Genomic DNA, 15605 nt, shown 5'->3' with positions numbered 1-15605 from the left:
ATTTAAAAGTATAAACATTAATTATCGTAAATGAAAAACAGCAATCAGAATGGCGCCGAAGACCACTGAGGAGATTGCCATGCCTGATATCGTGATTATGTTTTTCTTGCTGGGAGCTTTGGCCGGTTTGGCCAAGTCAGATTTAGAAGTGCCCAAAGCGGCCTACGACACCTTGAGCATTTTGCTCATGCTCACTTTGGGCCTGAAGGGCGGTTTGTCCCTACATGGGCAAGTGAGTTGGCAGTTGCTGCCAGAGGTAATGGCGGTTTTGGCTGTTGGTAGCCTCATTCCTTTTGTACTTTACCCCTTGCTGCGCAAAGCCGTGCAACTCTCGCAAGCCAACGCCGCCAGCGTTGCCGCGCACTACGGTTCCGCCAGCGCGGGAACCTTTGCGGTCGCGCTGGCGTTTACCGAGGCTTTGAAACTCCCCATCGCCCCGCAAACCACACTCTATTTGGTGCTCTTGGAGCTTCCGGCGATAGTCGCGGCCATTCTTTTGCACCGCAAAGTAACGGGTAGTAAAGGCGGTGCGGGCGCGATTTGGCATGAGGCCTTAACCAGTCGCGGTGTGTTGTTGCTGGTTGGCGGTGTGGTGATTGGTTATTGCTACGGGCCGGAGGGCAGCAGCGCCATATCGCCCTTGTTTCTCGGTGCTTTTAAAGCCTTGCTCGCCTTATTTTTGCTGGATATGGGCTTGTGCGCGTCCAAGCATCTTTACCCGCTGCCTGTTCACCATTGGCGGTTAATGGTGTTCGCTCTTGTTGTGCCCGTGTGCTTGGCGATTGTCGGTCTGCTAATCGGTTTGGCGCTTGGCCTCCCAAGTGGCAGCACCTTGATCTTGGGTTGTCTTGTCGCCAGCGCCTCCTACATCGCCGCGCCCGCTGCCATACGTGCAGCCATTAAAGATGCGGATGTCGGTATCGCTATATTCGCCTCGCTCGGCATCACCTTTCCGTTCAACGTGCTCTTGGGAATTCCCCTTTACCACAAGATGCTAATGGCTATAACGGGCTGATGTGGAGACGCTTATGAAGGTGTTATCCCACCTGCAAACCTTGGAAGCGGAAGCCATAGGCATATTGCGCGAAGTCGCTGCCAGCTTTGAAAATCCTTGCATGTTTTATTCGATTGGCAAGGATTCCACGGTCATGCTGCACCTCGCGCGCAAAGCCTTTTGGCCTGCGCCCGTGCCCTTTACCTTGCTGCATATAGACACTACGTGGGAGTTCGCGGAGATGGCGCGCTTTCGGGATCGACTGGCCGAGCGGTTGCAGCTAAAACTGAAAGTGCACATTAATCAGGAAGCTTTAGATCAAGGTGTCCACCCGATACTTTCGGGGTCAGTGAAATACAACGATCAGATGAAAACCCAAGCCCTCAAGCAGGCATTAAAGCGCTACAAGTTTGATGCTGCCTTGGGCGGTGCGCGGCGCGACGAAGAAAAATCCCGTGCAAAAGAGCGCGTATTTTCCGTGCGCGATGCCCACCAAACCTGGGATCCTAAAAACCAACGGCCTGAATTGTGGAACCTGTACAACACACGCTTAAACGCAGGCGAAAGCGTGCGCGTGTTTCCGCTGTCCAACTGGACGGAATTGGATATTTGGCTGTACATACTGCGCGAAAAAATCGATTTGGTTTCCCTCTACTTTTCTGCGCCGCGCAAGACATGGATTAGCGAAGAATCCGGCCAAGTGTTTATTTTGGATGACGACCGCATGTTGCCGTTTCTCTCGCCGGCAGAATTGGATTCTATCGCCGTGCGCCCGGTACGCTGCAGGACATTAGGGTGCTACCCGCAAACGGGCGCTGTCTTGAGTGATGCGAGCGATGTAAGCGCCATCATTCAAGAATTGCTGTTAAGTAAAACCAGCGAGCGCGAAGGCCGCATGTTGGATAAAGACCAAGTGGGCTCTATGGAAAAGAAAAAGCGCGAGGGGTATTTCTGATTGTGCCCCGCAGGATTTCTGCAGGGCGTGTTTGTTTTATAGATGTGTGCGCACAATGGAAGTGAGTGCGGCAATATGATCTTCCCGTGTGTTAAGCGCGGGAATGTAACGATAATCTGTACCGCCTGCGTGTAAAAAAATCTCGCGGTTTTCCACTGCCAGTTCTTCCAAGGTTTCCAAGCAATCTGCACTAAAGGCTGGCGAGACTATGGCAACATTCTTGGTGCCGGTTTTGGCGAGCTCTTCCAAGGTTGCATCTGTATAAGGTTGCAACCATTCCGCATAACCAAAGCGCGATTGAAAGGTGGAGATATATTCGCCTTTTTGCAACCCCAACTTTTCCGCCACCAAGCGCGTGGTTTTTTGGCACAAGCAGTAGTAAGGATCGCCCAAATCTAAATTGCGCTTTGGCATGCCGTGGTACGAGAGTAATAACTTTTCCGGCTTGCCGTGCTGATCAAAATCTTCCTGAATGCTCTTGGCGAGTGCATCAATAAACAAACTGTTATCGCAGTAGTTATTAATGAAATGCAGCTCGGGCACAAAGCGCCATTTTTGGAGTTCGCGTGTCACCGCATCAAAAGTCGAACCCGTTGTCGCTGCGGCGTATTGGGGGTAGAGCGGGAAAACAATCAGTTTGCGCACACCTTCTACTTGGAATTCGCGCAATGCTTTGGTGATGGACGGGTTGCCGTAGCGCATGCCCAATTTCACAGAGACGCTATCTCCCAGCTGAGCTGCAATTGCACTGGTTTGACGCTTGCTGATCGCGAGCAAAGGCGAGCCTTCGTCTGTCCACACGGTTTGATATTTAGCGGCGGATTTTTTGGGGCGCACGCGCAGGATAATGCCGTGCAAAATCAGGTTCCAAATGATCTTGGGGATTTCAATCACACGTGGGTCTGCCAAAAACTCCGCGAGGTAGCGCCGTAAAGCGGGCGCGGTGGGTGCGTCTGGTGTTCCCAGGTTGACCAGCAGAACGCCCGTGAGCGCTGGCTTTCCTTTATGAAAGAGTGAATCGGCGTTGGCGGTTTCGGCGGAATATTTATTTTTCATGTGTATACAGAATCTCTCTTTATCACCTCATCTCATGAGGTTAGCTTTTATTGGCGCAAGCCTGTGTGCTGGCAAAATTGAGCTAAGCTTAGTTCGATCAGCTGGCCATTCTAACCTGTGCCGCTGCGAATTTTGGCTAACTGGACGCTTTATGGGTATAGGTCAGCGATTAGAACGGATAGCACTGTGGAAAAAGTTCACCTGCCTTGGGTTCCTTTGTCTTGCAGCCACTTTTTTGCCGAGCTTTTTATACTGGGAAGAGGTGCAAAAAGATCTCGCCTTCGCAAAAAAAGAGCAAGAAGGGCTGCCGCAAGTCCAACTGGTTCTTAACGTCATACAGCGTACCCAGCAGCACAGAGCCCTCTGCGCGAAATACCTGCAAACCACCCTTGAAAGACGCGAACAACGCATGAAGGCAGAGGAAGTCGATACTGCCATCTTTGCGTATGAAGCTTATTTGGACAAAAATCCCAACAAACAACTTCAAGCCCAGTTTGCAGAAACGGTGAGTTATTGGCACAAAATCCGTCACGATGTTTCGCAAAACCGCATTAATTATCTTGAGAGCTTTGAACAGCATAGTTTTCTGGTTAAGTTACAGCTGCAATTTCTGCGCAATCTCGTTGACTCCTATCAACTCAGCCTTGATCCGGATGTTGATGGTTACTTTCTGATTGACGCGAGCCTTGTTGAATTGCCCGAATTGGCGGAAGTACTCGGCCAGATTCGCGGCTACGGCACGGGTTTGTTGACCAAAGGGGAAGCGAACTTTGATGAACGTGCCCACTTAAAAGCATTACTGCTCTTAAGCAAATCAAAAGCAGACCAATTGAGCATAAATATTAATAAGGCAGTCGCTGCGCGATCAACGGGGCGAGAAAATATTTATGCCAATTATCAATCGACCAAAGCGCAATACGATAAAGCAGTGAGTATTGCACAACTGAATATTCTTGATTCACAAAATCTTACGTTCAGCCCCGATGATTATTACGCATCTTTCACGCTGGGTGTGAACAGCTATTTCGCCTATGCACATTTTGCCATTGAGCAATTAGATTCCATTCTGCAAAGTAGAATTACCAAATTAAAAAACCAAATGATCGCGCTGTTGTTTTACGTGGTTATTTTGACCTTAACCGTCGCGTTGATATTTATTCTCTTCGTTAGGCGCTTGCTGCACCAATTAGGTGGCGAGCCTTACTATGCAGCTGAGGTTGTGCAAACAGTAACAGACGGAGATTGGGAGTACGAAGTAAAAACCCCTTACCCGGATTCGCTGCTGGGTAAAATGAAAATCATGCAAGAAAAACTCAAAGAAAATAATCGCCTCAAAAATGAATTCGTTTCTACCGTAAGCCACGAACTGCGCACCCCCTTAACGGCAATTGGCGGAGCACTATCGGTAGCGCTGAGCGGACAGTTAGGCGCCCTGCCGGGCTCAGCGGTAAAACTGCTTGATATAGCGCAAAAAAATTCGGTGCGTTTGACAGAGCTTATCAATGACTTGCTGGATATTGATAAATTAACCGTCGGCAAGCTTGAACTGGATTTAGTTGTGCAGCCCATAATGCCAATTATTGATGATGCCTGTTTGGCAATGACATCCTACGCACAAAAGTATGGCGTAAATATTGTTGTGGGGCCGCGTTTTGAGTATGCCTTGGTAAAAGTTGATGCGCGGCGGTTGCGTCAGGTGTTGATGAACTTCTTATCTAACGCTGCAAAATTTTCGCAAAAAGGTGATGACATTATCATCAATGCCAGCGTCAGCTCAGATCGCGTGAGAATAGAAGTTGTCGATCACGGCAGCGGAATTCCTGAGGAGTTTCACGATAAAATTTTTCAAAAATTTTCCCAAGCCGATTCATCTGATACACGAGCTGTGGGCGGTACAGGATTAGGACTTGCCATCGCCAAAGAGCTTATCCAGCAAATGAATGGAACTATAGGCTTTTCCTCCAGCTTAACTGTAGGCTCTTGTTTTTATGTTGAGCTACCGCTGGAAGAAGCTAATAGCGATTAAGAAAATCGCCTGAAGTTATAGGCTCGAGATGTTCAATCTCTTGCTGGTAGACATAAGTCCAAGCACTCATGATTTCACCGCTGCTTAATATAACCTCGGCTTTACAGCGCTTGTATTCGTGCGGCTTGGGCGATTTTTCTGCGCAGCCTTCATACACATCCAAATCGTGTAATTGCGACTGATCCTCTAATAAATACACTTCTCCCAAGGCCCAATGCTCAGTTTCACTCAAAATTAATCCGGGGTAGTAATCAACTATATAAAGTTGCCCGCGAATTTTTGCGGGCGACACAAAATCTGCTCGCCCTAAGTATTCCCGATGCGCTCCGGTTTCGCATTCTTTTCGCAAGGTGCCGTACACAAACAAATAATGCATGGGGAGATCGTCACTGCTTGAATCGTACATAGGTTATTTACCTGGTCCGCAATCTTTGTATCTATAACAGCTAGTCATGTGGTCATTCACCATACCAGTCGCTTGCATAAAGGCGTAGCAAATAGTGCTCCCCACAAAATTAAAACCACGCTTTTTAAGCGCTTTGCTCATGGCGTCTGATTCGGGTGTAGACGCTAGAGCTTCGCCCATGTGCTTCAGTTTATTTTGTTTTGGTTTGCCACCGACAAAACTCCATAAGAACTCGCTAAAGTCTTCACCATTTTTTTGCATCGCCAAATAAGCTTTTGCATTTTTTATCGCGCTCTCTATTTTTAAACGATTGCGAATAATGCCCTCGTTCTGCAAGAGCTTTTCTACTTTGGCATCACTATAACGGGCTATTTTTATCGGGTCGAAATTATCAAAAGCTTTGCGGTAGTTTTCGCGTTTACGCAACACCGTTATCCACGAAAGTCCGGCTTGCGCACCTTCAAGAATTAAAAACTCAAACAGCTTTTGGTTGTCATACAAAGGTGTGCCCCATTCTTTGTCGTGGTATTCCATGTAAAGTGGATCCGTCCCACACCAAGGGCAGCGAACTTTTTCAATCATAGGGTTTCGTCCTGAAAAGATTCTTCGCGTTGGGCTAAAAAGTGTTTCAAGCTTTTGTTGTCGTTGGTTTCAAATTGTTCTTCAAGTACGGTTAATTGATTAATGCGATCCAGTCTAAAGGTGCGGTACTCGCCTCGTAATTGACACCACGCAACCAAAGTCCACACCTTGCCCCAAAAAATCAAACCCAATGGTTCAATGATGCGTGTGGAAATTTGTGCGTCCGCTCGCGTGTATTCAATATCAATGCGTTGGCGCGTTCTGATCGCCTCCCGAATTTGCTGGCTGTGCGCCGTATAAAATTTTTGAATTTCTTCGATATTGGGCACGAGCAGCGGTAGGGTTTCATCACTGTGGCGCAAATGGTCCGGCAAGACCGCGAGAATTTTTTGAATCGCATGTTTTGCGTGCGCCGCCATATCTGTATCGCCCCAACTGCTCACCATACGTGCACCGAGCAACAATGCCTCCACTTCATGGCGGTCAAACATTAAGGGGGGCAGCTGATAGCGATGCGACAGACGATAACCAACACCCGCTTCGCCCTCAACCGGAACACCCGAGAGACTCAGCGATTGGATGTCGCGATAAATGGTTCGCTCAGATACGCCCAGATGTTCGCTCATGTCCCTCGCGGTCATCACCGTACGTCGGTTGCGCAGCAATGTAAGCAATTGAAAAAGGCGTTCGGCGCGTTGCATGTGTTCCGTTTCCGAATGGGCAGTTATGAAAGGCTAAAGTTAACACGAACACCTGCCAATATCTGTCAGTTGCGCTTTAACTCAAGATCTAAATATTGATTTGGACGGGTATTGCGCGAAAAAGTACGCCTAATGCACGACGCTCTGTGCTACCTTTAGATAAAGATTCCAGCCTGTAAGACCAAGCTCAACACCTCATCAGGCTTGATCGACACAGGTACATGCACATAACAAGGTCAGTCTATGCATACATTTTTTCCCGAGATAAAACCCTACCAGCGCCACATCATTGCCGTTGAACCACCCCATGAGCTTTATGTGGATGAATCGGGAAACCCCAACGGAATACCTGTACTGTTTGTGCATGGCGGCCCGGGAGCGGGTTGCGGGAAATACGATCGCCGCTTCTTTGATCCACAGGTGTATCGCATTGTTTTGTTTGATCAGCGCGGTTCAGGCCGTTCGCGCCCTCACGCGGAATTACAAAGCAATACCACACAAACATTGGTCGAGGACATTGAGTTTATCCGCAAAACCCTGGGCATTGAAAAATGGGTTTTGTTTGGTGGCTCCTGGGGTTCAACCCTAAGTCTGGTTTACGCACAAACCTATCCTGAACGTGTTTTGGGGCTGATTCTGCGCGGCATTTTCCTGTGTCGTCCGGTAGACCTTCTCTGGTTTTATCAGGATGGGGCGAGTCGTCTTTTCCCCGATTACTGGGACGATTTTATTCAGCCCATTCCGGAAGACGAGCGTCACGACATGATGAACGCCTACTATCGACATCTCACCAGTGATAACCAAATTCAGCAAATGACAGCCGCCAAAGCGTGGTCTTTGTGGGAAGGACGCACAGCAACCTTGCGCCCTAATCAAGAAGTGGTGGATTCCTTCACTGAGCCTCATCGTGCTCTTTCTCTCGCACGAATCGAAGCTCACTATTTTGTAAACAACGCATTTTTGGAGGAAAACCAAATTCTGCGTGACGCACACAAGCTCGCCGATATTCCCGGCGTCATTGTGCATGGTCGCTACGACGTTATTTGCCCGCTAGATAATGCCTATTTGCTGCACAAAGCTTGGCCGGGTTCTGAGCTGAATATTATCCGCGAAGCGGGGCATGCATCGCGGGAAGCGGGTATTGTTGATGCCTTAATTCGTGCAACTAACGACATGGCAAAAGAATTGGGTGAACGACCAGATCAGCTTGCATAAGTTAAGTATTACCAAGTGGAGCCTAAGGGCTCCATTTTTTTATCAACTAAATAAATCCAAGGCAAAATGGGCGAACGCTTGGTGAAAAGTTATGTTATGTGGCGTGCGGTAAATTCCGCTGAACGGCTAGAATTTCAAAATAAAAAGTATCTTCGATAAAAATAAACAACGACAAATCAAAATAAGAATGGTGAGGGACTATGTATCAAGTTATTTTTAATACTCATGATGTCGTCTTATTAATGACGGCCTACCAATGTATTCTTTTCGCGATCTTATTGCTCACTATCAAGCGCGAAAAAGCCATAAGCAATATTTTCCTCGCGCTATTTTTGCTACAGCAAGCAGCGATTCCGCTCGATATTCTGATTAGTTTTGGTGCGGAGTTTCGCCACATAGCGCTCAGCTGGTCACCAAACTTATTTTATGTGTTTGGATTTGGCTATTGGTTGGAAGCTCCCTTTTTGCTGTGGTACACCCGCTCCCTCATTTATAAGGATTATCGTTTGACTAAGATGGATGCGATTTATTTAATTCCGTTTCTTTGCTATCTCGTTCATCAAATCCTGTTCTACTACCGCCTTGAGTGGAGCGACAAGCTACACATACAACAAGCGTACAATTTGTTTCTGGCGCCACATTATATGAACTATGTAACCCTGTTCAGGGAATTGTTCAGAGCGGCATTAGGTGTGATGTGTATTATTGAAATCAGGCGATACAGCCAACACATAAAAACAAACTTCTCCGATATAGAGCGGCTGGACCTGACGTGGCTAAAAATGCTGTCCATTGGATTCCTCATAATCAGAGGATGGGCGGTGCTCGTCGGCCTATTGATTTTGCTGTCGGTAAGCTTTGGCATCAGCACAAATTTTGAAGTCATGGGGCTATTAGGAAATTACACCACATTTGTTATGGTGAGCATTCTCATCTTTTTCGGCTTGGGCCATTCTTCCGTTTTTGAAGGAATGGAAGCAAGACATAGCTCAGCAGGACGAAATGAATTACCAAAGGATAGGATTAAGGATGAGCAAATAAAATCACTCACAGATTTCATGGAGCAGCAAAAACCTTATTTGGTTCCGGCGCTAACGCTGGATAAATTGGCTACACAATTAAAAATGCAACCCCGCGTTTTGTCCCATTTGATAAATCGGCATTTTGACTGCAATTTCTTTGAATTCATCAATGCCTATCGTGTCGATGAAGCCAAGCGGCTGTTAAATGATCCGGCAAATGAAGCGCGAAATATGCTCGCTGTTATGTATGATGTGGGATTCAATAGCAAAGCAACGTTCAACACACTATTTAAGAAAAAAGTGGGAATGACACCAACAGAATATCGCAAGCAAGCTCTGCTACGCCAGCAGCAAGACAATACAGGTTTATAGACAATGTTAGGACTTATTCAGCGCGTTAAAAAGGCGCAGGTTGATGTGAACGGTGAGTGCGTAGGAAAAATAGAGCAAGGTTTACTGTTGCTGCTCGGCCTGGAAAAAATGGATACGCACTTAACAGCAGATAAGCTGGTCGATAAAATTCTGGCCTACCGTGTTTTTGCCGATGAACAAAACAAAATGAACTGCAATGTGCAACAGATTCAAGGTGGGGTTTTAGTGGTTTCGCAATTTACCCTAGCGGCTGATACACAGAAAGGTTTACGCCCCAGCTTTTCATCCGCCATGCCGCCTGCAGAAGCAGAACAGCTGTATCAATATTTTGTATCTCAATTACGCACTAAGCATAAGATTGTACAAACCGGAATATTTGGTGCAGATATGCAAGTAAGCCTTGTTAACGATGGCCCGGTTACTTTTATGTTAAAGATGGATTAGTGGATGATCGCACCCATTTCCTGGAGTAACTCATCTAAATAGCGTTCCGCTAACACCAAATCATATTGCTTTATCGCATTGGCAATTCGTTGATAGCTCGTTTTTCCAAGCGCTTGTGGCGTATGTGATTTAAATAGCTTTTTACTGTTATTCGAGTCGCCACTGGCTAAACTTGCTTTCAGCTCCACAAGCTGGCTATGCAGGTTTCTTAATTCGTTCGGATCAGTCCAGCATGCTCTCTCGTTTTCCAGTTTTTCCTCTTGCTGATCTGCATTGTCGAGTCTAATGAATTGAACGCCGGTTAAATTTTCCAAGGTGCGGTAAATATCGCTGAATTCGTACGGCTTACCAATAAATTCATGGAATCCCTCTGCAAGATAAAAAGTGCGCTCATGCTCAAGGCTTGAAGCCGATACCGCGACCACAGGCAAATCCTCCTTGCTAAAAGTTTTACGCAATTCCTTTAGCATTTCCGTACCTGTAAGCTCCGGCATGCGAATATCGGTAAATATAATGTCGGGCTTTTGTTGCAGAGCAGCCGTCAGGCCAGCTTTGCCCGAATATGCCTCGCGGGTATCGCACCCCATGTTGCGCAAAAGGCTGACCAAAAAATCGCGGCTTGCTACATCATCTTCAACTACCAGGACGCTACAACTAAAACCCGCTGCTAATTTTGCATTTGCTACCGCAGGCCTATGTTCAACATCCGCAGCGTATTCTATGGGAAGCGGTAACTTCAGCGTTGCTCGTGTACCTTTACCTTGCTCACTTTCTAAAATGATTTCTCCACCCAAGCTTTCTGCAATATGTTTTGAGATCACAAGTCCCAAACCCGTACCGCCAGACTCTTCGCCTGCTTTGCCTTGTTTAAAAGCAGAAAAAAGCGATTGCTGCTCTTGCGGTGAAATTCCAGGGCCGGTATCAATTACGTCGACGCAAATAATTTTTTCGTCCAAATAGGCGCGCAATTTTATTTCGCCAACTTGGGTGAATTTAATGGCGTTACCCAATAGATTTAAAACCACTTGACCAATTTTTTGGCGGTCACTTTTTACAATAGCGGGATTCGGCAACTGAATATCGCAACTCAAGGCCAACCCCTTTCCTGTCGCCTTGGTGTGCATGATGGTATAAATATCTTGAAGCTCGTGATTGAGGTCAAAATAATCTTGCCGGAAATGCAAGACACCAGCTTCTATTTTTGAAAGATCCAGTATGTCGTTGATAAGGTGCAACAAGCGCTGCCCAGCACTCAGAATTGATTGCAAACGCTCCTGCTGCTGCGTAGAAAGTTGTGTATCAGTCATGAGCAATTGCGAATAGCCAAGCACCGCATTGAGTGGTGTTCTTATTTCGTGGCTCATGTTGGCAAGAAAACGGCTTTTTGCCTGGGTTGCTTCTTCTGCTGCCTGCTTCGCTAATTGCAAGGATTGTTCGATTTGTTTTTGTTCCGAAATATCGCTCATGATCTCGCCAATATACAAGGGTTGCCCTTTGTCATCGCGAATGACGAAGAAAATAGCTTTCGTGGGAAAGCGTGAACCATCGGCGCGCAGTGCTGCCAATTCTCCTTGCCAGTAACCTTTATTTAACACGTAGGGAAAAATGCTCTGATGCCACTGTTCGTGTAAATCATTTGGAAAATAGGAAAGAAAATGGTTGTGCCCGGCGTCATGCTCAATGAGCAGCATCTTTTGCATACTAGGGTTTGTGTAAAGCGTATCTGCCATCAGCGACATAATGGATAAGCCTTCACTGGCGAATTCCGCAAACCGCTTGAACTTCTCGAGTTCGACAATTAATTGGTGTTGCTCGGTGATATCACGCGCAATACTTAAAATACCTATGGCAGTATTGTTGTGGTCACGCATGGCAATTTTGATGGTGTCCATCAAACGGTGTTCGTTTTTGGAAGGAATGTGCATCCACAAATCGCGTCTTACCGCCGTATCGCTGGCAAGTGCAGCCATTTCAAATTGTTTGATTGCTTCTGCAAATTCCTTATCTACATAATCGCTCGCACGTTTTCCCGCTACCTCGTTTTCATCGCGATAAAATAATTCGGTCACAGCTTTGTTGAAGCTGATATATCTGCCTTCGGGCGACTTCAGCCATACCGGATCCGGAATAGTATCTAGCAGTGTGCGCAAATGCGCCTCACTCGCTTCGAGTTGTTCTTGCGTTTTGCGTTTGGATTCCATTTCCTGCAACAGCCAATCATTCGCTGAGCGCAGCGCTTCGGTTTGCGTGTTTATCTCTTCTTTTAGTTTTTCCTGATTTTCAACGATAATTTGATCGTGCCTGAATAATGCCTGCAAATATGCACTTAACAATGCAACTAACGTCAAGCCAATAACTAATATTCCGCATTGCAAAAGCGTTGGCTTCAATTGGTTAGGCAGGTTGCTCGCTCCGAACAGAAGCTCCCATTCCGCGCCAGCGAATTTCACACTCGGAATTTTTTTTAAGTCATTCCTAATGGGACTTTTTATCAGGTCTTCATCATTCACAATCGGCCGCCATTGCGTGCCAGACCATTCAAGATTACTTAAGACTTGTTGCGGAGTTTTGATTACAAGCTGAAGGCTTAAACCAGCGAGAGAGACGTGCTCCAGACTGGCTCGCGTGATTGCGTTCAAATCCAACTCTGCAGCTACTAGATAAGCGGAAGCGCAATTTTGCGTATGGTTAACGCAAGTGTTAATGGGAAAGCCAAGTGTTTGAACCCAGCTTTTCTGGTCGGCTATTGGTCGAAGCCAGAGAAGGTTTTGATCGTTTGAAAAAGCTTTTTGTTCGGAAAAGACTGCAGCCAAACTAGAATCACGGGCTTCCCTATACCTATCCGAGTTCCACACTATCTCGCCACTAATTGCGCGAGAGACTGTTAAGTTTTTACCGAATGCTTGCTCACTGCCTCCGGCTGATGTCGAAACAAGATTCAATGACACAATTTGCGGGTTGCGCTCCAAAAAGGCTTCTGCATTCACACGAAATTGTTCTTCCGCTGAGTCAGCATTTAGGCTATCAAAGTGACCGAGGTCGCGCGTCACCAAGTCTATATTGGATTGCAAATGGGCTTCTAATAAATCTGCGGCGTGCACCAAACTCGTTTTAAATGTTTCCCGCTCTTTATGCCCCACAGTAGCAGCAACCAGCAACACAAGTCCCACGCCCACACTAAAAATCAAAAAGGCATTTTCTTGCGACTGTTTGAAAAATATTTTTCGGTGGTGTACCCAAAGTAGTAATGGAGTGACTATAAGAACGCCTATAGCGTCGCCACTCCACCACACAACCCAGTTTTGAATTGTACCCGCGCCTGAAACAATCTTGGCTTGCCAGAGAGAAAGGCTGCCAAGGGTAGCCGCAAGCGTGCACGCACCCAATACCATTAAGGTAAATTTAAATGCGGCACCTAGAGGAACACGAAAATCTTTCGAGTAATAAACACGGGATAGTCTTGCGATAAGATAGGCTTGGAGAATGCTCGCGCTACTATTCACCACGCTTAATAAATATGCGAGAGAATCATTGCTTGATATGTTCACCAGCGAAATACTTTGACTTGACGCTATAGCACCCAAAAGCAGCCCCGGGATAACCCGAGAACCGAATACCAGACAGGCGAATACTGCAAGCCCCGAGGGCGGCCACAATAAAGTAGCATTTGCGGTTAAGGCGCCCCATTTAAATCCCAGTGTGGCCAAACAAAAATAGCAGATACAAAAAATAATATTGAGCGGAATGCTTTTAGTGAAAAAGTGATTCACAAATCGGCCCCTGGGTTTGTTATTTTTACAGTATCCGATATACCAATACTAACTCGGCAGATGATTCAGTAGGCTTTGATAACTTAGCTCTTCAGGTTTGTGAAACAAGAAGCCCTGTCCCCACCTAACGTTTAGGGCTTTGAGTTTTTCGGTGACCTCTGGAGTCTCCACGAATTCTGCAACAACTTCTTTATTAAGCGATTGCGCCATTTCAACAATGGCCTTGACCATAGCGTAATGATGCGGTTCGCGATCCATATCTCGCACAAAAATGCCGTCAATTTTTAGCGTGTCAAAGGCCAAGGTGTGCAAATAGGCATAAGAGGCAAAGCCGCTGCCAAAATCGTCGAGCGAAAAAAAGCAACCCAATTCATGTAGGCGCGACATAAATTCGTTGGCGACATCAAGATTGGTAATTGCTTCAGTTTCCGTAATCTCGAAATTAATCATAGACGCAGGGACATTGTGCTTGTTAATAAGCTCAATTATATGATCGGCAAAATGGGGTTCGCGCAAGGAGAGCGCGGAGAGATTCATAGACACTGTTTTAATTCCAGCGAGCAAATCTTTGTGCTGTGATAATAGCGTCAAAACTTCTTCAATCATCCATTTATCCAATTCGGGAATCAGATGCAATCGCTCCGCCGGGCCAATAAATTCTGCGGGAGGAATAAGCCGATTGTGCGTGGGGTCCAACATACGGATGAGCGTTTCAATACGAATCTTGCGCGGCTGAGTTGTGTCTGGGAAGAAATCCTGGATAAGCTGAAAGTAGGCGCGGAATAATTTGTTGTGGTTAGCATCAACCAAACGCTGTGCCCAGTTGATGTTTTCTTTGTCATCGCTGGAACGTTTTGTTGCTTCATTGTAACTGCGTATGAGGCCGCGACCCTCTCTTTTCGCAAGGAAAAGAACTTCGTCTGCCATTAACATGACTTGGTCAAAACTGACGATGTCGCGGTTCAGCGGCACCAATGCGATGGATGCAATTAATTTAAACTCACGCTCCTGCCAAATAAACGTAAAGTTTTTGATATGTTGTAAAATAAGCGCGGCGAGATGCTCACTCTTATCCACGTCTGTACTTTGGGTGGCTATCGCAAATTTGTCACTGCCAATGCGTGCGAAAAAATCCTCACGTGACAATAATCCGGTAATGGAATCCGAAAACTGTCTTAATAATTCGTCACCGGCAATACATCCACAACTTTCATTAATCACACGGAAGCGATCTATATCAATCAACAAAAAAGATGCCTTGTTGTCGCCAGTTTGCAAATGGCTAAGCAAGGAGCAAACATGGGCTTCCAATGCGCTGCGATTATGCAAGCGTGTTACAAAGTCGTGCGTTGCCAAATAATTCAAGCGGTCTTGCATATAGCGACGCTCGTTTATTTCTTCGCGCAATTGGCGGTTGGCAATGGTCAGTTCAGATGTGCGTTCACGCACTTTTTGCTCGAGCTCTTTATTCAGTATTTGTAATTCATTGAGCAAAGCTTTGCGTTCGAGCTGGTGGCGAACGCGGGCACGCACTTCGTCGGCGTTGATCGGTTTAGAAATATAATCACTGCCACCAACAGAAAAGCCTACGCTGATATCGTCGGTACGTGCGGTCACAAAAATAATGGGAATGTCAGCAGTGCCTGCATCTGCTTTGAGTAAGTTGCAAACTTCAAAGCCATTCATGCCGGGCATCATAACGTCGAGCAGAATTAGATCGGGGTGTTGTTTGTGCGCAAGCTCAATAGCGCGCTCACCATTGGTTGCCACAATCAGTTTGCAGCCCAGATCTTCCAGAATTGCACTCAGCACATCCAGGTTTTCGGGGGTGTCGTCGACCAGCAGTATCCGTGAACTTGCAAGCATAACCAACCTCATTCCATCGTTATTCTTTGATGGCTAAAGCCTAGCTGGTTTTAGCCCGGAGAACTTATTGGATAATAACAGAGGCGCGCAAAATTGCACTATCGCGACATGTGAAGCCATGTAAGGAAATTCAAGCTTATGAATAACTCAGGATTACCCTTTTCCAAGAATAATCCTGCCTTATAAGAGACCAATT

At 46.5% G+C, this 15605-nt stretch carries 12 protein-coding genes; 6 read left to right on the top strand and 6 right to left on the bottom strand.

Annotated elements, in window-relative coordinates; all coding sequences use genetic code 11:
- Positions 1-79 precede the first annotated feature (79 nt).
- Both U1F02_RS10430 and cysD read left to right on the top strand, forming a co-directional pair.
- Entirely contained in the window at positions 80-1015 is a 936-nt protein-coding gene (locus tag U1F02_RS10430; protein WP_409990331.1) for a sodium-dependent bicarbonate transport family permease, read from the top strand.
- A gap of 13 nt (positions 1016-1028) precedes the next feature.
- On the top strand, positions 1029-1949 hold the full coding sequence (gene cysD / locus U1F02_RS10425; RefSeq protein WP_409990330.1) for a sulfate adenylyltransferase subunit CysD: 921 nt from the start codon (positions 1029-1031) through the stop codon (positions 1947-1949).
- Positions 1950-1985: 36 nt separating this feature from the next.
- Here the strand turns inward: cysD and hemH are convergent, their stop codons facing one another.
- The gene (gene hemH, locus U1F02_RS10420; RefSeq protein ID WP_409990329.1) at positions 1986-3005 is read right to left on the bottom strand and encodes a ferrochelatase; all 1020 of its coding nucleotides are present in this window, start codon (positions 3003-3005) and stop codon (positions 1986-1988) included.
- A 262-nt stretch (positions 3006-3267) separates the two neighbouring features.
- Here hemH and U1F02_RS10415 point away from each other — a divergent pair, with 262 nt between their 5' ends.
- Positions 3268-5031 carry a sensor histidine kinase gene (locus tag U1F02_RS10415; RefSeq protein WP_409990328.1) on the top strand — a complete coding sequence of 588 codons (1764 nt, stop codon included), beginning with the start codon at positions 3268-3270 and terminating at the stop codon, positions 5029-5031.
- On the opposite strand, the gene U1F02_RS10410 is transcribed toward U1F02_RS10415, so the two are convergent.
- The 3 genes from U1F02_RS10410 to U1F02_RS10400 are packed head-to-tail and all read right to left on the bottom strand — an operon-like array spanning position 5018 to position 6720.
- Positions 5018-5437, bottom strand: a complete 420-nt coding sequence (locus U1F02_RS10410; protein ID WP_409990327.1) for a gamma-glutamylcyclotransferase — start codon at positions 5435-5437, stop codon at positions 5018-5020. The two genes, U1F02_RS10415 and U1F02_RS10410, sit on opposite strands and share 14 nt — an antisense overlap.
- A gap of 3 nt (positions 5438-5440) precedes the next feature.
- Positions 5441-6019 (bottom strand): DNA-3-methyladenine glycosylase I, encoded by a 579-nt coding sequence (locus U1F02_RS10405; protein ID WP_409990326.1) that lies wholly within the window; start codon positions 6017-6019, stop codon positions 5441-5443.
- Entirely contained in the window at positions 6016-6720 is a 705-nt protein-coding gene (locus U1F02_RS10400; protein WP_409990325.1) for a helix-turn-helix transcriptional regulator, read from the bottom strand. Before U1F02_RS10400 ends, U1F02_RS10405 begins: the two co-directional genes overlap by 4 nt.
- Before the next feature lie 243 nt (positions 6721-6963).
- On the opposite strand from U1F02_RS10400, the gene pip reads away from it, so the two are divergent.
- The 3 genes from pip to dtd all read left to right on the top strand — a co-directional run bounded on the left by pip (position 6964) and on the right by dtd (position 9773).
- Positions 6964-7935, top strand: a complete 972-nt coding sequence (gene pip, locus U1F02_RS10395; RefSeq protein ID WP_409990324.1) for a prolyl aminopeptidase — start codon at positions 6964-6966, stop codon at positions 7933-7935.
- 200 nt (positions 7936-8135) lie between these two features.
- On the top strand, positions 8136-9329 hold the full coding sequence (locus U1F02_RS10390; RefSeq protein WP_409990323.1) for a helix-turn-helix domain-containing protein: 1194 nt from the start codon (positions 8136-8138) through the stop codon (positions 9327-9329).
- A gap of 3 nt (positions 9330-9332) precedes the next feature.
- On the top strand, positions 9333-9773 hold the full coding sequence (dtd, locus tag U1F02_RS10385) for a D-aminoacyl-tRNA deacylase (RefSeq protein WP_409990322.1): 441 nt from the start codon (positions 9333-9335) through the stop codon (positions 9771-9773).
- Here dtd and U1F02_RS10380 read toward each other — a convergent pair.
- On the bottom strand, positions 9770-13543 hold the full coding sequence (locus U1F02_RS10380; protein WP_409990321.1) for an ATP-binding protein: 3774 nt from the start codon (positions 13541-13543) through the stop codon (positions 9770-9772). The two genes, dtd and U1F02_RS10380, sit on opposite strands and share 4 nt — an antisense overlap.
- 48 nt (positions 13544-13591) lie before the next feature.
- On the bottom strand, positions 13592-15409 hold the full coding sequence (locus U1F02_RS10375) for a putative bifunctional diguanylate cyclase/phosphodiesterase (protein ID WP_409990320.1): 1818 nt from the start codon (positions 15407-15409) through the stop codon (positions 13592-13594).
- Positions 15410-15605 lie beyond the last annotated feature (196 nt).

The organism is Cellvibrio sp. (assembly GCF_046347455.1).
Taxonomy (GTDB): Bacteria; Pseudomonadota; Gammaproteobacteria; order Pseudomonadales; family Cellvibrionaceae; genus Cellvibrio.
This window is presented reverse-complemented; position numbering and strand designations above follow the sequence as displayed.

What these genes read in the sequence shown, in the direction of transcription:
- U1F02_RS10410 (WP_409990327.1), bottom strand. Translation starts at nt 5,437, where the DNA reads ATGTACGATTCAAGCAGTGACGATCTCCCCATGCATTATTTGTTTGTG.
- U1F02_RS10430 (WP_409990331.1), top strand. Translation starts at nt 80, where the DNA reads ATGCCTGATATCGTGATTATGTTTTTCTTGCTGGGAGCTTTGGCCGGT.
- cysD (WP_409990330.1), top strand. Translation starts at nt 1,029, where the DNA reads ATGAAGGTGTTATCCCACCTGCAAACCTTGGAAGCGGAAGCCATAGGC.
- U1F02_RS10390 (WP_409990323.1), top strand. Translation starts at nt 8,136, where the DNA reads ATGTATCAAGTTATTTTTAATACTCATGATGTCGTCTTATTAATGACG.
- dtd (WP_409990322.1), top strand. Translation starts at nt 9,333, where the DNA reads ATGTTAGGACTTATTCAGCGCGTTAAAAAGGCGCAGGTTGATGTGAAC.
- U1F02_RS10405 (WP_409990326.1), bottom strand. Translation starts at nt 6,019, where the DNA reads ATGATTGAAAAAGTTCGCTGCCCTTGGTGTGGGACGGATCCACTTTAC.
- U1F02_RS10400 (WP_409990325.1), bottom strand. Translation starts at nt 6,720, where the DNA reads ATGCAACGCGCCGAACGCCTTTTTCAATTGCTTACATTGCTGCGCAAC.
- hemH (WP_409990329.1), bottom strand. Translation starts at nt 3,005, where the DNA reads ATGAAAAATAAATATTCCGCCGAAACCGCCAACGCCGATTCACTCTTT.
- U1F02_RS10375 (WP_409990320.1), bottom strand. Translation starts at nt 15,409, where the DNA reads ATGCTTGCAAGTTCACGGATACTGCTGGTCGACGACACCCCCGAAAAC.
- pip (WP_409990324.1), top strand. Translation starts at nt 6,964, where the DNA reads ATGCATACATTTTTTCCCGAGATAAAACCCTACCAGCGCCACATCATT.